The organism is Erwinia persicina NBRC 102418, from assembly GCF_001571305.1.
In the GTDB taxonomy this organism is placed as follows: domain Bacteria; phylum Pseudomonadota; class Gammaproteobacteria; order Enterobacterales; family Enterobacteriaceae; genus Erwinia; species Erwinia persicina.
The window spans coordinates 1-18,842 of the sequence record NZ_BCTN01000036.1; the positions used below are offsets into that span (position 1 = coordinate 1).

At 54.0% G+C, this 18,842-nt stretch carries 21 protein-coding genes and 1 pseudogene; 20 read left to right on the top strand and 2 right to left on the bottom strand.

Going from position 1 to position 18,842, the window contains the following annotated elements; genetic code table 11:
* Positions 1-58 precede the first annotated feature (58 nt).
* The 6 genes and pseudogenes from EPE01S_RS24005 to EPE01S_RS21955 form a co-directional block, all read left to right on the top strand.
* Positions 59-313 (top strand): annotated as a pseudogene (locus EPE01S_RS24005) (DUF905 family protein); the annotation flags it as partial.
* Positions 314-682: 369 nt separating this feature from the next.
* Positions 683-832, top strand: a complete 150-nt coding sequence (locus tag EPE01S_RS21935; RefSeq protein WP_045834345.1) for a hypothetical protein — start codon at positions 683-685, stop codon at positions 830-832.
* Positions 829-1,401, top strand: coding sequence for a hypothetical protein (locus EPE01S_RS21940; RefSeq protein ID WP_062749419.1), 573 nt, complete (start codon positions 829-831; stop codon positions 1,399-1,401). Before EPE01S_RS21935 ends, EPE01S_RS21940 begins: the two co-directional genes overlap by 4 nt.
* A gap of 87 nt (positions 1,402-1,488) precedes the next feature.
* Positions 1,489-1,845 (top strand): hypothetical protein, encoded by a 357-nt coding sequence (locus EPE01S_RS21945; RefSeq protein ID WP_062749422.1) that lies wholly within the window; start codon positions 1,489-1,491, stop codon positions 1,843-1,845.
* 2 nt (positions 1,846-1,847) lie between these two features.
* A complete protein-coding gene (locus EPE01S_RS21950) occupies positions 1,848-2,108 on the top strand; it encodes a hypothetical protein (RefSeq protein WP_157076049.1) in 261 nt (86 codons plus the stop codon).
* Complete coding sequence (locus EPE01S_RS21955) at positions 2,105-2,452, top strand: DUF5983 family protein (protein ID WP_062749426.1); 348 nt, start codon at positions 2,105-2,107, stop codon at positions 2,450-2,452. Before EPE01S_RS21950 ends, EPE01S_RS21955 begins: the two co-directional genes overlap by 4 nt.
* A gap of 42 nt (positions 2,453-2,494) precedes the next feature.
* On the opposite strand, the gene EPE01S_RS21960 is transcribed toward EPE01S_RS21955, so the two are convergent.
* The gene (locus EPE01S_RS21960) at positions 2,495-2,818 is read right to left on the bottom strand and encodes a hypothetical protein (RefSeq protein ID WP_062749428.1); all 324 of its coding nucleotides are present in this window, start codon (positions 2,816-2,818) and stop codon (positions 2,495-2,497) included.
* A 240-nt stretch (positions 2,819-3,058) separates the two neighbouring features.
* Here EPE01S_RS21960 and mobA point away from each other — a divergent pair, with 240 nt between their 5' ends.
* The 6 genes from mobA to EPE01S_RS21990 all read left to right on the top strand — a co-directional run bounded on the left by mobA (position 3,059) and on the right by EPE01S_RS21990 (position 9,088).
* The gene (gene mobA / locus EPE01S_RS21965) at positions 3,059-3,400 is read left to right on the top strand and encodes a plasmid mobilization protein MobA (protein WP_062749431.1); all 342 of its coding nucleotides are present in this window, start codon (positions 3,059-3,061) and stop codon (positions 3,398-3,400) included.
* Positions 3,400-5,358, top strand: coding sequence for a TraI/MobA(P) family conjugative relaxase (gene traI, locus EPE01S_RS21970; RefSeq protein WP_062749434.1), 1,959 nt, complete (start codon positions 3,400-3,402; stop codon positions 5,356-5,358). The genes mobA and traI overlap by 1 nt, the downstream gene beginning before the upstream one ends.
* Positions 5,359-5,942: 584 nt before the next feature.
* Positions 5,943-6,155: a TraY domain-containing protein gene (locus tag EPE01S_RS21980; RefSeq protein WP_062749438.1), complete on the top strand. Its 213-nt coding sequence runs from the start codon at positions 5,943-5,945 to the stop codon at positions 6,153-6,155.
* Positions 6,156-6,726: 571 nt separating this feature from the next.
* Positions 6,727-7,110: an HNH endonuclease gene (locus tag EPE01S_RS23145; protein WP_072277521.1), complete on the top strand. Its 384-nt coding sequence runs from the start codon at positions 6,727-6,729 to the stop codon at positions 7,108-7,110.
* Between the two features lie 56 nt (positions 7,111-7,166).
* A complete protein-coding gene (locus EPE01S_RS21985; RefSeq protein ID WP_062749440.1) occupies positions 7,167-7,784 on the top strand; it encodes a hypothetical protein in 618 nt (205 codons plus the stop codon).
* 326 nt (positions 7,785-8,110) lie between these two features.
* The gene (locus tag EPE01S_RS21990) at positions 8,111-9,088 is read left to right on the top strand and encodes a TcpQ domain-containing protein (protein WP_062749442.1); all 978 of its coding nucleotides are present in this window, start codon (positions 8,111-8,113) and stop codon (positions 9,086-9,088) included.
* Positions 9,089-9,514: 426 nt separating this feature from the next.
* Here the strand turns inward: EPE01S_RS21990 and EPE01S_RS21995 are convergent, their stop codons facing one another.
* Entirely contained in the window at positions 9,515-10,060 is a 546-nt protein-coding gene (locus EPE01S_RS21995) for a hypothetical protein (RefSeq protein WP_062749444.1), read from the bottom strand.
* A gap of 161 nt (positions 10,061-10,221) precedes the next feature.
* On the opposite strand from EPE01S_RS21995, the gene pilN reads away from it, so the two are divergent.
* From pilN to pilV, 8 genes are all read left to right on the top strand, one after another.
* Positions 10,222-11,925, top strand: coding sequence for a PilN family type IVB pilus formation outer membrane protein (gene pilN / locus EPE01S_RS22000; RefSeq protein WP_062749446.1), 1,704 nt, complete (start codon positions 10,222-10,224; stop codon positions 11,923-11,925).
* 2 nt (positions 11,926-11,927) lie between these two features.
* Positions 11,928-13,286: a type 4b pilus protein PilO2 gene (gene pilO2 / locus EPE01S_RS22005; protein WP_062749448.1), complete on the top strand. Its 1,359-nt coding sequence runs from the start codon at positions 11,928-11,930 to the stop codon at positions 13,284-13,286.
* Complete coding sequence (gene pilP, locus EPE01S_RS22010) at positions 13,273-13,704, top strand: type IV pilus biogenesis protein PilP (RefSeq protein WP_062749451.1); 432 nt, start codon at positions 13,273-13,275, stop codon at positions 13,702-13,704. The genes pilO2 and pilP overlap by 14 nt, the downstream gene beginning before the upstream one ends.
* Positions 13,705-13,715: 11 nt before the next feature.
* Positions 13,716-15,230: an ATPase, T2SS/T4P/T4SS family gene (locus EPE01S_RS22015; RefSeq protein WP_062749453.1), complete on the top strand. Its 1,515-nt coding sequence runs from the start codon at positions 13,716-13,718 to the stop codon at positions 15,228-15,230.
* Positions 15,227-16,294, top strand: a complete 1,068-nt coding sequence (locus EPE01S_RS22020) for a type II secretion system F family protein (protein WP_062749455.1) — start codon at positions 15,227-15,229, stop codon at positions 16,292-16,294. The genes EPE01S_RS22015 and EPE01S_RS22020 overlap by 4 nt, the downstream gene beginning before the upstream one ends.
* Before the next feature lie 97 nt (positions 16,295-16,391).
* A complete protein-coding gene (locus EPE01S_RS22025) occupies positions 16,392-16,895 on the top strand; it encodes a type 4 pilus major pilin (protein ID WP_062749457.1) in 504 nt (167 codons plus the stop codon).
* A 44-nt stretch (positions 16,896-16,939) separates the two neighbouring features.
* Positions 16,940-17,878 (top strand): ATPase, T2SS/T4P/T4SS family, encoded by a 939-nt coding sequence (locus tag EPE01S_RS22030; RefSeq protein ID WP_062749459.1) that lies wholly within the window; start codon positions 16,940-16,942, stop codon positions 17,876-17,878.
* Between the two features lie 3 nt (positions 17,879-17,881).
* The coding region (pilV, locus tag EPE01S_RS22035; protein WP_062749461.1) for a shufflon system plasmid conjugative transfer pilus tip adhesin PilV at positions 17,882-18,842 on the top strand (961 nt) is incomplete at its 3' end.

Here is an 18,842-nt window from a genome sequence, read left to right on the forward strand (position 1 = left end):
GCTTTTCGGGCACCGCGCGGCGGTCAGCCGGGTCATTAATTTCAGACAGGAGCACATCATGACATCAAACCTGACGGGCATCACCAGTGAACTGCGTTGCGTCGCGGCGCTGGGCAACGGAACGTTTACGCGTGAGCAGGCGATGAACGTAACAGCAGCATTCAGCAACGTTTTTATTGACGACGATCAGGGAAGCCACTTCCGCCTGGTCGTGCGCGAGCCGTCGGGCAGTCTCATCTGGAGCGCATTCAGTTTTGAATATGACGGCGGGTATGGGCTGCGCCAGTACATCAGCAGCCGGGGAGTGCTTAAGCCGCTTAATGGCGAGCTGACGGCGCTGACCGACCTGAATGACGTGCCGATGACGCTCACCCAGCGCCGGGAGTGTATGACCCAACTCCTGAACAACCTGGCCGGGGCCGTGGCACAGCGTGTGCCGGAAAATCAGGTGATGCTTCCGGCTGATGAGTCAGAAGTGTGGGAAGAAGCCGGGCGCATTGCGGTGGCGCACTTCGGGCTTCAGGGGGAAAAAGCATTCTTTAAGGCGAGCCAGTGGCTGATCGCTGAGCTGGAGCAGGGCAATAAGGTACAGGCGTAAAAAAAGCAGGGTAGCCCCTGCTTCATTACGGCGGCCAGTTCCAGCTGGCTGCCTCATCAAAGACCAGACACTTTGGAGAGATATATGATTTTTGACCCGCAAATCCTCGCACAGGCAACGGCTTTTGTAAAAGCTTTCAACAGCGGACGTGGCGTGCGCGTACCGAAAATGACCTTCAACCAGTGGCCACACTTCATGCGTGCCGTACGTCAGCAGCTGGAGGTGCAGGCATGAGCATCGCAACGCACCTGAATTTACCTTTCGCGCTGGCACCCGTGACGCAGAATGACATCATCCGCGTGCTGGGAGAATACACCTTTATCCGCCTGGATAACGGCGACGAAGCGTTTTATCACCATGGCAACTGGATCACCGGGGCAGACGCGAGCTGCGGTGAGCCTTCTGTATTAGGGCTGGCGCAGAGCATGGCGCGCGCGGGTTGTAAGTCCCTGCGCTGCGTCGAGCTGCCTGTCCCGGATGATAAGGAGTGGAGCTGGGAAGACGTGGTGACGCAGCTGGTGCAAGCATCATTTACGCGTCAGGTTCGCGGCGAACTGACCATAACAGTAAGCGAAAATACCCGACATGGTCGCGGCGTGCACGTCTGCTCCGACCCACTTCTGAGCGGAATGGACAATAACCTCTGGTTTCCACTGAACGCGGCAGAAGACTGGCACGCAGGCATCGAGCGCGTGCTTACCATGAACGGCGTGGCAGAGAACGTGGTGCGACTGGAGCCACTGCGTGACGGTCCTGAATACACCGATTTCAAGGTGATTTATAACCGGAAAATCTGCGCCTGATGCGCAGAGAGGCCGGAGACTATCCGGCCTCATGACGTCGTTTTTCTGTCCTGTCCTGAGCGTCACAGCATTACAAAGGTATTCATAATGAAATCAGAATCCATCAACTCACTGACCGCTTCACCTTCTGAAGAAACGTTCACCATCCTTGATCTACAGGCTCTGTCAAAGCAGGCAGAGGCGGCTGAAGAGGTGAATGATAACGCCCGCCGCATCAGCCTGGCAGCTTCTGCACTATTAGGTTTTGCGGATCAGACGGGGATCGGAAACAGCACCGAACCCACAGAGACCGCCGTCACGGATCTTCTGACAGACATTATGCACTTATGCGCACACTGCTGGCCGGATGACGGTGAAATCTCCTTTGACAGCGCGCTGAATACCGCCCGTATGCACTTCACTGAGGAATCCCATGAAGATGGAAAGTGGGACAGAATGAAATGAAAATGACCATCACAGATATTACGGAAGGTATGAACAGTTCGCATGGAGGATATGCCGACCTGGTTGCTGATTCTGTTGCCTTCAGCCTCGGCCGCACGCTGACACATGAGGAATACACGAAAATCTATAGCATCACAGAACTTGCCATTTCTGATGCGGTTCAACAGCTGGAAAGCAGCGAAACTGAGGATGATAAACTGCTCACACAGGAACAGTTCAGTGACCTTACCGGGGGCCGTCATTCTGACGGCATGCATAAATGACTTCATTAAATGACATCCAAAACCAGCCAAACGCACCGCATATCTGTGGCTGTGCGGTCATCAGTAACGCACACATGACGCAGGGTGATTCTGTGATTCTTGATTCACTATCACCCAAGCTTAGCGGTGAAGAGGTGGCATACCACTGGATACATCCAACGCGATATGGATTTCTGATCCACCTGTCTTCCAGTACAGATACGATTGAGGAAATCAGGAGGGCAGGACTGTCTGATGACTTCTTTCACATTGTCACCTTTCTGTCTGAAAATTGCCAGGCTTCGATGATTCACTTCGACGCTAATGCTGAACTTCTTGAAGGGTTTAGCGTCCACAACTGGTAAAAAAGAATTCCGGCAGGTAAGTATGATACCTGCCGGAAATTTTCATGATGCAGGCTGGATGTCCTGCGGTTGGGTTTTTTGATGCACGGACTCAGGCTTACGCTGAGTTCGCTTTTTCTTTCCATTTCCTTCGTTTACCACAGATGAAATTGCTTTCTCACTGAAACGAAATTCCATGGCATCCAGTGCCGATTTTATATCCGCCACCGTGTAACCTTTCTCTTTCGCCAGCACCAGTATAGTGCCCTTCAGATTTTCCAGTGCACCCTCGCGCGTGATGCGCTGCGGCGTTAAATCTGGCAGGTTTTCCAGCTTCCTGCGTGCTTCATCCAGCTGCTCCTGCGTGAAAACATTACGTACTGCCATGTCATTTCCTCTTTCACATTGGTAAAGACCAGATTTTGCTGTATTTTTGCCACCATTTCCACCCCATCACCTCACATGACGCCGGTTTACTTCTATTCAGCTAAGTGGCAAAATACTAATACGTGTCTAAAAGACGGGACAGGAAATGTTTTGTCATTACCGTCTGCACGCAGACAGTAACGCCAAAACGACTGGTCAGGGCTTCGCCCCGACACCCCAAACCGTGCCAGAGGTTGAGTTATGCCAAAAAGTGAAAAGCGTCAGAAGAACATTATTATCCAGCTTCGCTGTACAGAAGAAGAAGCGGAAGCCCTCAAGTCAAAGGCCAGAACGGCAGGGATCTCCACATCTGAATTGCTTCGCCGCTCCGCTTTGAATCGGAAAATAATGGTTCGTACAGACCTTAAGCTGATGAAAGAACTTCTGCGGCTGGGTGGACTTCAGAAGCACCTTTACAATGAAATGCGGGAGAAAATGACCACCGACCTCAGTCATCAGTTTTCCGACGTTCTCGTTGAGATAAAACGGGCAATTATTGCGCTGGACCTAAACAATGTTCCGGTCAGTGAGACCAATAAGTAATGAACGTCATCATTCCGCCTAAGCGCAGAGACAGGAACACCAGCTTCGTTAAGCTGGTCAGCTACGTGAGCCAGCGAGAAAGTCGTAAGCCTGCTTCTGAGGTTTCTACTGACGCCCCTGACACAGCCCCTTCATCATCGGCCTCTGCTGTTTTCGACCGACTGGTAAGCTACATCGAACGGGAAGACGGGACATCAAAAACGCAGGTTGTCAGCATTTCACCTGAGGGAACTCAACGAGTTCTTTCAGGTGATGTGCTGTGTGAGACCAACTGTTTTTCTCTTGAGACTTCAGCCGCAGAAATGAACATGACCGCAATGCAGAACCGCCACTGCAAAGATGCGGTGTATCACTTCATTCTGTCCTGGCAGAGCGATGAAGACCCCTCACCTGATGCGATATTCCGCTCCGTTCGTTACAGCCTTGATCAGCTCGGAATGAAAGAGCATCAGTATGTTGCTGCGATTCATAAGGACACTGATAACGTGCATTGCCATGTATCGGCGAACCGGGTTCACCCCGAAACTTTCCGCGCACAAAACATGTGGAACGATGCTGACACACTCCAGAAATCCTGCCGTGTTCTTGAAAGGGAGTTAGGTTTCAAAGTCGATAATGGCAGCTGGAACATGGATGAATTCGGTGACGTTTATCGTGCCCGTCGTGATATGCCTGCAACACCTCGCGGGGCGGCAAAACGCGAAATTTTTTCTGACTGTGAAAGCCTGCATGGTTATGCTGTAAAAGAAACACGTCAGAAGATTGCAGATATCGCAGAGCAGGAATGCCTAAGCTGGAGTCAGTTGCACAACATCCTCTTTACGCGCGGACTTGGACTGAGAGAGCAGGGCGGTGGTCTCGCCATTTATGATCTTCTCAATCCAGAAGGTGTAAGCGTAAAAGCTTCTGATGTGCATCCCGCGATCAGCCTTTCGGCTATGGTCAGCAGCTGCGGAGACTATCAACCAGCGCCCCCTACGTATAATCCGGACAGGCTCGAAGACGGCATGCTTGAAATGAAAAACTTCTACATGCCGCAGCTTCACGTGCGTGACCAGGACGTACGTCGTGAACGACGCGAAGCGCGTGCGATTGCCCGCGATATTCTGCGTGCCCGATACGACGCTTACCGTAGCGGTTGGGAAAAACCTGATTTACGTGGCGCTGAACGTTTCAGGCAGATTTCATCACACTGTGTGGTCATGAAGGCTCACGTTCGTGAAACTGTTCGCGATCCGTTGCTACGTAAACTGATGTATCGCGTTGCTGAGTTTGAAAAGATGAAAGCCATGGCCGAACTGCGGGTTCAATTGCGTGAAGAACGACAGACACTGAGCGACGCGGGAGCTAACCGCGCACTCAGCTGGAAGTCCTGGGTGGAACGCGAGGCGCTGCAGGGGGATGTTGCTGCCCTCAGTCAAATGCGCGGATGGGCTTATCGCGAGAAGCGCAATGCGCGTCAGCAGAATTCTGTCTGGCCTGAGCCTAATGCTATTGTTCATTACGGGCCGGGGGAAGATGTTCCGACATTTAAGTCGAGTGAACACGAAACACGATTGATGCGTGACGGTACAGTCAGCTACCTGCGCGACGGAAAACCCGCCGTTACTGACTTTGGTGACAGGGTGGAGGTTTATGCCGCGCCTGACAGCAAGTCAGACCGTTTCAATAATGATCTTGCCGCAGAGCTCACTGCGTGGCGAAGCGGTGATAATACTGTGCTGAGTGGGGAACCGACTGCAGTGAACCGCGTACTCTATTCCGGCGTGGTTCGTAACCTAAACAAACAGGACGGAAACATTTTCAAGGTGAGTGACAGTCAGCAGATGGCCAGCGTACGGGCCACTGAAGACAGTCTGCGTTACCGCGATGTTAATACAGAACTGCAACATGCAGAACCGCAAGATAGAAATGATGTTGAAGGGCGTCCTGTTAACAGATCTATACCACGACCATAAGGAGAATAATTTAGGTCACATAAGGCAAATGGAACAACTAAGTCGCTGATTGCACAGGGTTAGAGGCCTGTACAACCAGCTAACCAATCAAACCTGATAGAGAGGTCATCATGGCTGCTGTGGATCCTAGCCAATTTTTGCCCCTGCGCAAGTTTTTTCCTGAACTAACTGAGTTGCAATCGGTACATGTGTGCATGTTGGTCTTCGGTAACATATCGTTGGAAGATTTAGCCGAACTACGCGATGTGGCACCGGACACTGTCAAAGAGTCAATGAATTCTGCTCAGAAGAAGCTTGGTGTCAGTTCAATGAAACTATTGAGAACTATTGTTATAAGCAGAGTTCTCGTGAGCATATCTTTATCTTTGTGCAAAGATGGATGATTAGAGTTCTACCATTTGACTTAGTAAGCGCTTGAATCCGAAGCCTGCATTTTTTTGCAGGTTTTTTTTTATGTAAAATCTTTCTAATCAGTAAGTTAATTACACCCCCCTTTTTTTAGGGGGGTTCCAAATTTAGGACCAATCTTATTTAATGCTTACATTGCTAACACGATCCATACACACGGTTACGGAACTTCACCAATGCCAGCTCACATTAATAAAAAAAAAGGAATGTCAGTCCTGCTGCGTCTCTCCCCTGAGATGACCGCGATGCTGAGCCAGGCTTCCGGACGTTCTGGGCGCAGTAATACCAGTGAGGCAATGGTTCGCCTTGAAGACCATTTGAAATCGTTTACTGACCTTGCCACACCAGGGCGCCGCTTTACCGCAGAAGATAGCGACAATATTAAATAATTAGATTAGCTGGCCTATATATGGCCAGTCCCTTTTCTTATTAATTATGCGCACTCGCGCAGGGCACTTTTTTGCCCGAAATAAATTTCTGCTCTTTAACAACGTGCCCGTTATTACCCTGATCTCAAGGTCCTCTCTTGCCGGCATACCATCCTGGTGTGCGGAAGATGTCCGGAGGCTACGTCATGACCTGCAACACATCAGGGGAACCTGCCGGGAGGCGGGGCAGTGAAAGGAGCAACTGTTTGACTCACTTCACTGGCCGGGACAGTGCAAAGTCGGAATTGTGGCGCGTTATCGTTATACCCCTACGTACAAATTCGATGTATCCAGAGCAGGCCCCGGGGCGTTCCGTCGGGCTTCCCTGCCTCTGGAGAAGATTAGCACCACACTATTGTGTAGTCGCGAACGGGCATCCCTGACGATTTCATCCCACATAACGCAAATATGACAATGAGTTATTTGTGCGGGCCCACTTCTCAGGAAGTGGGTCAGCCCGGATTGGCTTACTTTTCGTTTTCTCATTTAAGGCTGCTGCCCGGGGAATATGGGTACGTATTTGGAGTGATTTATGAGTCTTTCAAAAACAAAGCGTGAAACACTGCGTCAGCAGTTTGGTGGTTGCTGTGCTTTCTGCGGTACCAAGTTGCCACAGCGGGGATGGCATGCGGAATTTATTGGTGAAGAGTATATCAGTGAAGGCATCGTGGCCGTCTGCAGCGACTGCCGGGGTGCAAAGGGAAACTCAACTCCTGAAGCGTTCAGGGCTCTGCTTGCTGAGCAGGTTGAACGGGCAGAGAGACACAGCGTTAATTTTCGCACGGCGATGCGTTTTGGGCTTGTCAGATCAACCGCAACGCCGGTGGTTTTCTGGTTTGAACGCTATTCTACAGTTAGTTCCTCGACTCAAAGGTCTTCATCATATCCCGCCGGTAACAACAATTCTGCCGCATGACGGCCATTCATTTCTGCCTGGCTTGATGATGGTCATCTCAATATAGGATTTTCCGCATGAAAAGCATCTTTATGCGCCACACTGTCCTTGCGCTTGCTTTGATAGCGGGCGTCGCGGGTTCAGCACTCTCTTCTGATGCTGTATCCAGCCTTTCTTCTGGCTATGAACAGACCTTAACGCATCATGAAATTACTGCCCTGATATTTACGCCGGGACAGCCTGATGCAATGAATACTTTCCTCACACGGGTCCACGCTGTTACGCAGGCTGATGACAACGACGGTAACGGCCTGTACGTACTTAAATTTGCTGACCGGGCTGCCGCAATGAGCATCCTGCAGGGATACGGAAAGATAAGCCGCCGGTTTCACATCAAAATGCCCCAGGGAGAAGACGGAAAGAGCAGCGCTTTTTCTATGTGGCCTAATGAGAAGTTCGGTGCCCGACTGAAAGCCAGTTATCTCTCTTCCCTTAAGCAAATGCCACCTGCAGTCATTCTGGATTTTTCGCTGAAAGCCACTCTGGAATCTACGCCTGCAAGTGTAATTCACTACGGGCTTGATCAACCCCGCTACGTCATCGAAGGAAGCGTTCTCCTGCCTGAAAAAGGCGCACTGATGAGTGTGAGACATACAGACAACGGGTTCCTAATCTGGCTGGTCAGCGCTGAATGATTTTCGCCCGGAAACCGGCCGGGCACACCAACAAAACCTGTATTCATAACGAAAAGCGCACTCTGTTTAGCAGGTCAGTGCGCTTTTCGTTGTGGCGAACCTGCGGCCAGCGCACGCGGTAAAGCTGACATCTGCTAATCGTTTCTGATTAAGTCTAGAACTCCGCGCCGCCTTTCGTCAGCTTGTCCGGCGCACCGGGAGGCACCCGGCGCCACAACACCCCTTTCCTTCCGGCAGGCCGTTGCCTGCTTCCCTGCACGTTTACATGCGGCCGGCCTGTGACCGACGCTGAGACGGTGCCAGCCCTGATTTCTGGAGTTTTCGTTATGTCATTTACCCAACGGGCAGGGCTGTTTCCGGTTCTGCTGCTGACAGGTTGTGTGTCACCGGCGGTCGTCACCGGGCCGCCATCTGGCAGCGTCGTAGACAGCATGCTGTCTCGCAGCGCCGCCGACATTAGCGCCATGCAGTTCCGTGTGCACCAGTCTGGTCCATCAGCAAAGCGTCCGATGGCCCCAGCGGCAGCCAAAAATACGGCAACTGCCGGCACCCGCTTTGCTCAGGGGGGGAAAGTAACCGGTTCATCCTCTGCAGAGGTTAATCAGTCCGGTCCGGGCATGAATGTCTTCATTAACAATAGCGGAACAGCACCGACCCTCAGGGCTGCGATTGTTAAAATCGTCCCTTCGGGGTGGCAGGTTAAGTACGACCCATCAGTGAAACCGGATGCCCCGCAGTTCGTACGCTGGAACGGAAATGACCGCTGGCCTTATGTGCTGAATGGCGTACTGGGTGAGAGGCGTCTGAAGGCTGTTAGTGATACAAAATTGCGAACGGTCACAGTATCTCCCCAACAAAGAGCGAAGGCGGCATCCGGGCCCGCGCCGACTGTTATTGCCTCTACCCCCTCCATTCAAGGGCCGAAAAGTCCATTCCGTGCGGGCTCTGTCGCAACGGTCGTTCCTTCATCGCCATCAGTTGCTAAATCACCTGGCGATCTGAAACCACCGGTTGTCATCCCTAAACCGGTCATGAAGACCTGGAAAATCGACAAGGGGGTTTCGCTTAAGGCCGGATTTGATGAGTGGCTCGCTAAGGAAAACTGTGGGCCCTCTCCGGGTAAATGGAAAGCTCGCTGGGACACGGATATCAACTATCAAAATGACTATCCGCTGTATTTCAGTGCGGCAAGTTTAGAGGAGGCCACGGCGCAGCTGTTCGCACTTTACCGACAGGCTAAGGTGCCGCTTTACGTAAACGGGTATGTACCACAGTGCCTGATTGTTATTAGTGACAGCAAATAATGCTTCTTATGAATGCGAGGTGAACGATGGGAAACCCAAATCGGTCAGCAGCCAGCCGTGTCACTACAGTGAAGGATGAATTCTCCCTGAGTGCTTTTGAACATCTGGTGGTGCAGCTGATGGCCACCTGTGACGTGACTGAGTCTGACAGTCCTGTAGCCCGTGCAATGCTACGTTTTCTCTCCCGACATAAGGCTTACTGCGGCGGCTATATTCTGAAGCATCTGGGCATGGCTCAGTGGGGGTGGACGATATCATCAACCTGTTCCCCTGATGATAGTGCCAATGTCAGCGTTGAAATCAGGTATGACGGTGACGATGAAGATGGCGTCATGGACTTGCTGATATTAGTTTCTGTCCCTCCCGGATGCCTGAGGTCCTGTGACTTCTTTGACGACCGGATAGGGGGGAGGGACAGAGAACGAGCTATCTACCTCGTTTTTCGGGATGCCCTTCAATGCTCTGCCACGCAAGCTGACCTGAAAGGTTTTTCGCATCTTCCAGATCAGGCCGGCGTCTGAGCGCCAGGAGTTGATTAACCAGAGGGCTGCGTTCCCGGGAGATATTTGAAGCAAATTCCACCCGGTGTGTGACTTCTCTGCCCAGGAGCAGGTCTCTGGATATCCGGCAACACTGCGTTGTATTGAGTGATTCAGCGAGGCTGCATGTTTGCCCCTGCTGGAAACTAAAGCGCATACACAGCTCATCATAGTCTGTCTCCAGATCTGATGTTGCTATGGTCAGCTGATAAATATTGAAAACCTCTTCGCGATGCACAACTGCCAGCATATTTCCGTAATACACGGCGACTGACGGATTGATGGTCAGATAGACAAACCCAGGCGTTGTCTTCAACTCGTCATACACCTTCATCATTGACGTTGCACGGCAGCTTATTCTGCCCGTGCTGATGATATCCCGCGCCCTGGAGCCGGGCGTGCCGTGGTACAGCGTCAAAAATTCTTCCTTCATTCATTACTTCTCCGTTCTCATCCGGATTAATTCACACCTGTGGAATTAACCCGCTGAGATGTTTTAAAACCCACGGCGGATCTACTTCTGTTTTGCATACCGGGAACGGTCTGCGGGCAGCGCCGTTAATGCCTGATAGTCATCAGCGCCAGGAAATAATCATGTGGAAAAAACAATGCCTTGCCGTACTGGCCGGCTCACTGATTCTGTCAGGTTGTGCGTTTGAACGCATCAACGGTGTACAGAAGTCAGCAACCGCCACCGGTGATGAAGCTTCCTCACTCATCCGCCAGGCTGCGAACAACGAGCCGATTGTCCAGTTTCATAACAGCCAGTATGTGAATCCACTGCCGCTGGCGGTGCCGAAATACAATGCGCCCCGGGAGGTGGTCAACTGCCTGATGCCCTATCGCGCCAAGTCGGCTCAGGACATATGGCAGTTCAGCCAGGATATTGCCACCGTCTGCCACATCCGCACGCGCGTCACGCCGGATGCCACGGCCGTACTGGGGGGAAGCGGTACGGCAGCCGGATCACCAACGCAACAACTCACCAGCGTGCCGTCCCCGGCACTCTCCGCCAGCGGTGAAATGCGCCCGCTGGACGCGTTTGGGACCGGTGCTCCGGTCACCAGCTCAGGGGGAACGGGCGTATCCCGTACTTTCTCAGGAATAAGCTATACCGGTAACCTCGGCGGCCTGCTGGATATTGTTACTGCCCGCCTGGGCATTTCATGGAAGTATGAAGACGGGATGGTCACGTTCTTCTATCTGCAGACGGCACGCTTTGATATTGAGCCTTCTGATGCGAAGTACGCGCTGACAGGGTCAGTGGTGAGCGGTGTATCCAACAGCAGCAGCTCGGACGGTGGCTCCGGCTCCGGTTCGGGATCCGGCAGCTCAGGGGGGGTATCAGGTGAAAGCGGCACCAGCCTGAAATCAGACGTTGCCATGGGTAACAATCTTTACGACGACCTGAAAAGTACGGCCGAAAGTATGCTTACGCCTGGCGTTGGCAGGCTTGATATGAACAAGACGACCGGTACCGTGGTGGTGACCGATGTTCCTGAGGTGGTGCGCCGTGTAGGTGATTACCTGACCGCTGAGAACAAGGCGCTGAGCCGTCAGGTTAACCTCAAGGTCGTCATCTATACGGTCAACAGTGATACCAGCGATGCGGTTGGCATCGACTGGAACGTCATCTACAAAACGCTCGCCGGTAAGTACGGCATCGGTCTTGCCGGTCCTAGCGGTGCCGTTACCGACGCTGGTTCCCTGAGCTTCTCCGTGCTGGATACTGCGACCGGTAGCGCGCAGCAGTTTGCCGGATCCTCCTTCCTGTTTGACGCCCTTTCAAAGCAAACGAAGGTGTCTGACGTACGTACTATTCCGCTTATGACCACAAATATGGCCTCAGCTTCGGTTGTGGTGGGACGCCAGATTGCTTACCTCAAAAGCACAACCAGTACGCCTTTCGTTAGCGGCAGCTCCACCGTCACCTCTGAAACGCTGACGCCGGGGACGGTCACAACCGGTACCAACATCACCATATTCCCCAAAATTCTCGAAGGCGGTGACCGGATGATGCTTAACATGTTTCTCAACATTTCAAGTCTGATCGCCCTGCGGGAGAGTGGACAGGGCACCAATAAAATCGAAACGCCCGAAGTGGACTCCCGCTCAGTTCCTCAGCGCGTCTGGCTGAAGCCTGGACAGACAGTGATTATCAGCGGTCTGGAACAGAACATGGACAGCTCCGATAAAAAGGGCATGGGCTCGCCGGACAATCTGGCCACCGGTGGCCAGCAGTCAGGCTCTAAAACCCGTCAGTCCTTTGTTATCACCGTTACGCCTTACATCCGGTGATCATGATGAAGAAAAAAACCGAAAAGCCTGTGGACGACCGTGACGGCGACCATCTCCGCGTGCTCACGTTTCACCAGCGCCGGTTCGTTGTCGGGCTGACCTGGCAGACTATCCGTGAGCAACGCAATCCGATGCGTGAAATCCGGCGCGTAGGTAAGGAAAAAGGCCTTGAACTGGTGGCCGTGCGTCAGAGCGACAGTATTCAGGCCGGCTTTGCCCCGAAAACGCGGATGCGTCTGCGCGGAACCTACTCCCTGACGGTTGCGCTGGCGTCGCTGCTTGACGGCTGCTGCATCGCGGTAGTCGCACTCGGAGCGAGTCCTGAAGGTGTGGAGCAGTACACTCTGGTTGGCAAAACGGAGCGAGGTGGCATCCATCCTCGCTCTGATAAGGTCTATCCGGCCGATAAAATGAACCAGTGCATCATTGACCTGCGCGACGAGCTGCGTGGCAGTAAAGGGGATATGGATGTGCCCGTGCACGGCGACCCCGCGCAGCCGTGGGTGACGGTCCCTCTGGATCTTGCATCACTTCTTATACCTGGCAACCTCAGCAAAAACTTCCGGCTTCGTCCGCTCACGTGGGGAATGACCCGCCGACAGCTGGCCACCGCCGGGCTGATGTTCGCGCTGGGCCTGGCCGGGCTGATGTACTATTTTCACATTGAGGACGCACGCGAAGCCAGAGCGCGTGCCAGCTTGCAGGTTGAGCTCGCCAGGCAGGCAGAGCTTAACAAACAGGCGCGCTACAAGGCTGCGCTGGAAGGCCTCAGGCATCCCTGGACAGAGCGGTCGTCGGTCGGAGATTTTATTAATCGCTGCCAGGATGTGCTCAACACGATGCCCATCTCTATCCGGGGATGGATGTCGACGGGCGTGCTGTGTTCCGGTAAGGACGTCAGCGTCCAGTCGCTGCGCCGGACTAACTCAGCGGCAACCACTGCCGACTATGTTTCTGCCGTTCAGGCCCTTTTTGGCGTGACGCCTGTGTTCGATTTCCAGAACAGCAGTCAGACATCTTTCTCACTCCCTCAGCGTATTACACCGGAAGGTGACGACCCGATGGTGCCGGTGGGGGAGCGCCTTATGGAATTCATTTCGCTTTTTCAGTCTCTGAACATCGACCTGTCGGTAACGCCTGTCGCCATCACTGACGTCAAGAAAAACAGCGAAGGTGAAGATCTGCCGCTGCAGGACTGGCAGGAGTACATGTTCAGTGCAGAAACCGACGTTCCACCACGGATGATATTCACCGGAAGCAGCTACCCGGGTGTACGCCTCTCTCATATTACCGTTGCCATCAACACCTCTGATGGTTCCGTACGGTACAAACTTTCAGGATCGCTATATGGAAAACGCTAAGTACGCAGTGCTTCTGCTGATGTGGTGTGGCCTCGCGCAAGCAGAGGGAGACGTTAAAACGCTCGGCGACCTCGACCGCCTGCAGAGCGGGCGGGTGTTCTATGACGCGCAGGCGGCTTTCAATAAGGCCCGTCTCGCCGCAGGACAGGCCGATACCGCCGCAGTTCCCGCTTCTCCGGTCATAATACCTGTCCCCGGCACCCCGTCGAGTACTACCGTGGCGCCGGCAGCGGGCACCGTGCTGCCGGTGCTGGAAAAAGTGGCCGGACAGGTGGCTACCCTCAGCTTTCCTGACGGCAGCAGCACGATGGTCCGCACCGGTGACAGCGTACAGGGCGGTTATAAGGTCGTCTCCATCACGCTGCGCGGCGTCGTTGTCAGGCGCGTGCAGGATGGCCATGACTTTACCCTCAACTGAGGCATTGCGTTATGAACACTCTGAGTGAAAAAACCCACACACTGTTAACCCTGACGGCCCCGGCCGGCGGGCCTTTTTCAGTACTTCTGCGGGACAGCGTTCGTCTTATTCGCGACGATCAGACGCAGCACCAGACCCTGTACGTTCTGAAAGACCTCGATCAGAACACAGAGTTCTTTGAGCTGAGGGAGATACTGCGTAAGGAGAGTAGTCCGCTGTCGGTGAGATGGTGTGACCGTGAGGAGCTGGAGAAACTGTCCCAGCAGTTCAGCGAGGGTGGCGACAGCGTTGCCGGTGCCAGCGACTTTCAAAATTTCAATCTCATGCTTATCGCAGAAGCTACCGCACAGCGGGGCTCTGATATCCACATTCGTATTGAAAATAAATATACCCGCGTGCTCTACCGTATTGACGGCAACCTTTGCCGGGTAAAAACGGAATCGGCGGAGTGGGGCACACGTCTGGTTAACGCACTGTATAACTCAATGTGCGAAGAGCGCAGCAATACCACACTGAGCTTTAATGAACCCTGTGACGCCCGCGTGCGCGAAGAGTTCGTTAACGGCTTCGGACTCAGCACCATCCGCTTTGCCAGCCGGCCGGGGGGATTGGGCAGGCTGGCCGTTGCGCTGCGTCTTGTCAGTCGCCGCAAGCAGAGCCTTCATTTTGAACAACTCGGCCTGATGCCATCAGAAGAAACCACACTACGCAGGCTGCTGACCAGCTCGGGTGGCACCTTCTACAGCGGTCCGACCGGGCACGGTAAATCCACCGTATGTCAGGTTTCAGCAGAGTTTCTGGCGCGCGAAGATCCGGGCGAAAACATTCTCTCCGTTGAAGACCCGATCGAATCTCCTATTGAGGGGGTTTTTCAGACCCCACTCGGTCAGCAGACGTTTGCGGAAGCTATCAAAAACCTGCTGCGTATGGATCCTGACCGCATCTATAACGGTGAGATACGCGATGCCGGTTCGGCTAACGGTGTGGTGGAGGCGATACAGACAGGGGCACCGGTGCTGACCACGATTCACACTAACTCGCCGGCCGATATCCCTCAGCGACTTCGGCGCTTTGGCGTTGACGAGGATTTGCTATTTGACCCGACCATCATATCCGGACTGGTCGGTCTCAGACTCGTTCCTCTTCTCTGCGGTAAATGCAAAATTCCCTGGCACGAGGGGCGAGCAGCGGTCAGTCCGGTAATGCAGGATTTGGTTGAGACTTACGCAAACAGCCCGCACGTGTTTCTGCGTAGTCCGGGTGGCTGCAGCTGCTGCAACGGTACCGGTATCAGCGGGCGTACCGGCGTGTTTGAGGTGATTGAAACTGACAATGTGTTTATGCGCCTCTACAGCGAAAAGGGAAAAATGGCAGCCTATCTGAACTGGATAGCGCAGGGGGGCGTGACCCTCTGTCAGAACCTGAGGCGGCTGGTTAACGACGGGCTCACTGACCCTGTCTGGGCGCATCGTCGTATCTGTAATCTGGATCGTGATGCCAAACTGCAGGCGGGGGCTGAACTGTGAACAGATTCACGCGGTTTCTTTATCAGGCCACTTTCACCGCGCAGGACCGCATCGAAATCTATGATGATTTCCGGCAATACCTGCTGGACGGGCGCTCGGCGGAGGAGGCCTACGAGAAGCTCATCGATAATTACAGCCGGCGCGGTAAGAACCCCGGTGACGCCGTCGCACAGATACTCACCGAGTGTGCTGAAAACCTCGGCAGCGGATTTGGTCTGGGCGACTCCCTGCGCGAATGGATACCGGATCAGGAGCTCAGCATCATTGAGTCCTGCGAGCTCGCCGGGCGTCCTGCGGAGGGGTTTCTCAACGCCATTAAAATTGCCGAAGGAACCGGACGCATCAGCCGGGCTGTCAAGTCAACGGTGAGCATCACTGCTTACCTGACGGTTCTGTCCGTTGCAGTGGTGGCGCTGTTTTGCGTCATGCTGGTACCGGTCATTATCCAGGCGGTACCGCTCAGCCAGTGGAACAGCGTTCAGACGGCGGTGTACTACTTCTACCTGCTGCTGAGGGATTACTGGTGGTTGCTACTGCTGATTACAGGCGGACTTATGACCCTGGTGGTTGTCTCGCTACCGCGCCTGACGGGGCCGCTACGCTTTTTCCTGGACCGTTTCCCTCCCTGGTCGGTTTACCGTCGCATCCACGGTGCGGCGTTCATCATGAACGTCAACGCGATGGATGCGTCAGGCATTCCGATGGAGCAGGCCGTTGAGAGCATGAAGACATCGACGCGCTCAGCCTGGCTTTACGAGCGGATGGAAGCACTGGAGCGGGCGATCACTTCTGGCGAAGAAAACCTTGGCCAGGCGCTGGACGCCACGGGGTACGATTTTCCTGACGAGCGCGCCATTATTAAGATGCAGAGTCTGTTTGAAACTAAAAACAGCGAAGGCTCCCTCAGTCGTTTTGCCGCCACCTGGCTTGAGCGAACGGTCAGTAGCGTGGAAAAAACCGGTGACAGGATGCGTATTGCCAGCCTGCTCATCTGCGGCATTCTTGTCGCCGCACTGATGCTCATCATGTTCGGTCTCATTCAGAAAGCCTTCTTTATGGGCTAAACAAGCCTCGCTGCCTCCTGTCCTGCCAACTCTCTCTCCGCCGCCCGCGCATCGTGCCGTGCGGCTTATTTCTGTGTGTCTGTTAAAAGGTAATGAAATGAAAAAGCTGAAAAAGGGTATTGCAAATATTACTGACTCCATCAGTTCGCTGGGGATCATGATCGTCGTTATTGGTCTTGTGGTAGCCGCCGGCTCTCTGGCCTATTACTACGTGACCAGCACCAGTGAGGTGACGCTGGTCACCACAGTGATGAACGAAACGCGTAATCTGCGTTCGTCCAATGGTTACGGCACGGACGACTATGTTCCCGCGCTTATCAAGGGTGGCAGCATCTCAAAAAGCTATACGGTGTCTAATAACAAAATCTATAACAAGTCCGGCGGACTTATCACCTCCACTGGTAACGGCATCGGATTCGTTGTGACCGATTCACAGCTTCCCCAGCGTGACTGTGTGAAGGTGGCACGCAGCATCGGCACCGCCGACCTGGCGTCAACGAAAATCAATAACACCTCGTTTACCTCCGAAGTTACCGCCGCCAACGCTGCCAGTGCGTGCATAGACGGTGACAACATGCTGACCTTTACCACCAAATCGTAATCAAACATGCCGCCGCGCAACGGCGGCGCTTCAACGGAATAAACATGACTGCGACCACGCTACGCGAGGCCGACTTTATCGACCTCTACATCGGCGAGGGCTATGCCGAAATAAAAGGCCTTGTTGGTGCGACCGGTTTTCTTATTCCCGTGCCGGTTTTGCTTGAGAGCGACGTGCGTATGCTGCAGGAACTCTGCATGGAACGGCACCGCAAAACGGGCCGGAATGAGTTTTCCAGTTTCTACGATGGCCGTCTTTATCGCGCCACGCTGTCACAGGATCTGCTCGGTAAAACTGACCTGGTGCTGCGCCAGACACCGGCGGGTATTCGACCGTTCAACACGATACCGCTCAGCTCCCCGCTCATTCGCTCAGTGCAACTGCCGGGGGCGACGGGGTTATTCCTGGTCGCTGGAAAGATGGCCTCCGGCAAAACGACCACGGCCGCATCGGTACTGCAACAGCGGATCATGACGACCGGTGATCTGGGTGTGGCTATTGAGGACCCGGCAGAAACTCTTCTTCAGGGGCGTCACGGGAGTGGCCGCTGTATCCAGCTGGAAGTCCGTGAGGACGAGGGCTATGCCAGCGCAACGCGCAAGGCATATCGCATGGGCGCTTCAGCCTTCCTGCTGGGTGAAATTCGCGACGGCGCGACGGCGCATGAGGTGCTTAAGGCCTCGCTGAGTATGTTCGTGGTGTCAACCATTCACGCTTCTTCGGTTTCAGAAGCGCTGGAGCGTTACGTCATGTTCTGCGAGGAAATCAGCCCCACCGCCCGGGCGAATATCGCCCGAACGCTCTACGTGCTGGCACATCAGAAAATGCGAGTCAGCGCTGACAGTAACAGGCGTCAGGTGGATATCACGGGGTTTAACGTACGTAATACCCCGGTTGCGCCAACCATCAGGGCGAAAATCGCGGCTGGGCAGTTCAATCTTGACGACCAGCTAAATTCAATCACCTATGATTTTGAGGACTAGACTGTGAAAAAGCTGAAACGTGGCATTGCGCAGATTACCGACGCGACTGTGGCGTACGGGATAGTCGCCGTTATTGTGGTGTCGCTGCTTATTCCGCTGACCCAGTGGGCCTCGGAAGAGTATCGTATGAACATCGCGGCCGGGCAGGCAAACACTGTACAGAAGGCTGTGAATCGCTACATTTCAGACAGGCAGTCGGTCATCGCTGCGGGGAGCAGCGCCACGTCGGGCTATGTCCTGACGGTCCCTATGCTCGTCACTGCCGGCTATCTTCCCGACGGGTTCGCGGCCACTAACGCATATACCGCCACATACCGCACGCTGATATTTCAGCCTACAGCCAACAAATTCCACACCATGACTTTTCTGAGCGGCGGAACAAAGCTGTCACTCAGTGATGCCCGCAAGCTCGCTAATCGGATTGGTGTATCGGGTGGCTATCTTGAGGGTGGCGTAGCGAAAGGTGCTCTCGGGAGCTGGCAGGAAAACCTCTCTGCGTTCGGTGGGTTCAACCCGGGTGACGGCAGCGTGGTTATCGCCGGCTTTTACGCCAACGGAGCGCTGGTCAACGACTATCTCTATCGTCACAGCGTTGCCGGTCATCCCGAACTGAACACGATGGGGACAACGCTGAATATGGGGGGAAATGACGTCAGCAATGCCAAAACGGTCAGTGGTCAGACACTGAACGCGTCCGGTGACGTCAACACGGCCCGGCTTACTGCATCGCAGAGCATCCAGTCAAACGGAACAATAACGGCTAACGGTGTTATCTCCTCCAGGAGCAACATTACGGCCACCGGTAACGTTACGGCCGGGACTGATGTGACGGCAAACGGAACGCTCCGGGGTAAAAATGACCTTATTCTGGGCGGTGTGGCCAAGCTGCAGGAAATCAACAGAGAGGGAACATCCTGTGATACCTGGGGGGCGATAAGCCGCGATAACGTCGGTGCGATACTTT

What these genes read in the sequence shown, in the direction of transcription:
- EPE01S_RS21935 (WP_045834345.1), top strand. Translation starts at nt 683, where the DNA reads ATGATTTTTGACCCGCAAATCCTCGCACAGGCAACGGCTTTTGTAAAA.
- EPE01S_RS21940 (WP_062749419.1), top strand. Translation starts at nt 829, where the DNA reads ATGAGCATCGCAACGCACCTGAATTTACCTTTCGCGCTGGCACCCGTG.
- EPE01S_RS21945 (WP_062749422.1), top strand. Translation starts at nt 1,489, where the DNA reads ATGAAATCAGAATCCATCAACTCACTGACCGCTTCACCTTCTGAAGAA.
- EPE01S_RS21950 (WP_157076049.1), top strand. Translation starts at nt 1,848, where the DNA reads ATGACCATCACAGATATTACGGAAGGTATGAACAGTTCGCATGGAGGA.
- EPE01S_RS21955 (WP_062749426.1), top strand. Translation starts at nt 2,105, where the DNA reads ATGACTTCATTAAATGACATCCAAAACCAGCCAAACGCACCGCATATC.
- EPE01S_RS21960 (WP_062749428.1), bottom strand. Translation starts at nt 2,818, where the DNA reads ATGGCAGTACGTAATGTTTTCACGCAGGAGCAGCTGGATGAAGCACGC.
- mobA (WP_062749431.1), top strand. Translation starts at nt 3,059, where the DNA reads ATGCCAAAAAGTGAAAAGCGTCAGAAGAACATTATTATCCAGCTTCGC.
- traI (WP_062749434.1), top strand. Translation starts at nt 3,400, where the DNA reads ATGAACGTCATCATTCCGCCTAAGCGCAGAGACAGGAACACCAGCTTC.
- EPE01S_RS21980 (WP_062749438.1), top strand. Translation starts at nt 5,943, where the DNA reads ATGCCAGCTCACATTAATAAAAAAAAAGGAATGTCAGTCCTGCTGCGT.
- EPE01S_RS23145 (WP_072277521.1), top strand. Translation starts at nt 6,727, where the DNA reads ATGAGTCTTTCAAAAACAAAGCGTGAAACACTGCGTCAGCAGTTTGGT.
- EPE01S_RS21985 (WP_062749440.1), top strand. Translation starts at nt 7,167, where the DNA reads ATGAAAAGCATCTTTATGCGCCACACTGTCCTTGCGCTTGCTTTGATA.
- EPE01S_RS21990 (WP_062749442.1), top strand. Translation starts at nt 8,111, where the DNA reads ATGTCATTTACCCAACGGGCAGGGCTGTTTCCGGTTCTGCTGCTGACA.
- EPE01S_RS21995 (WP_062749444.1), bottom strand. Translation starts at nt 10,060, where the DNA reads ATGAAGGAAGAATTTTTGACGCTGTACCACGGCACGCCCGGCTCCAGG.
- pilN (WP_062749446.1), top strand. Translation starts at nt 10,222, where the DNA reads ATGTGGAAAAAACAATGCCTTGCCGTACTGGCCGGCTCACTGATTCTG.
- pilO2 (WP_062749448.1), top strand. Translation starts at nt 11,928, where the DNA reads ATGATGAAGAAAAAAACCGAAAAGCCTGTGGACGACCGTGACGGCGAC.
- pilP (WP_062749451.1), top strand. Translation starts at nt 13,273, where the DNA reads ATGGAAAACGCTAAGTACGCAGTGCTTCTGCTGATGTGGTGTGGCCTC.
- EPE01S_RS22015 (WP_062749453.1), top strand. Translation starts at nt 13,716, where the DNA reads ATGAACACTCTGAGTGAAAAAACCCACACACTGTTAACCCTGACGGCC.
- EPE01S_RS22025 (WP_062749457.1), top strand. Translation starts at nt 16,392, where the DNA reads ATGAAAAAGCTGAAAAAGGGTATTGCAAATATTACTGACTCCATCAGT.
- EPE01S_RS22030 (WP_062749459.1), top strand. Translation starts at nt 16,940, where the DNA reads ATGACTGCGACCACGCTACGCGAGGCCGACTTTATCGACCTCTACATC.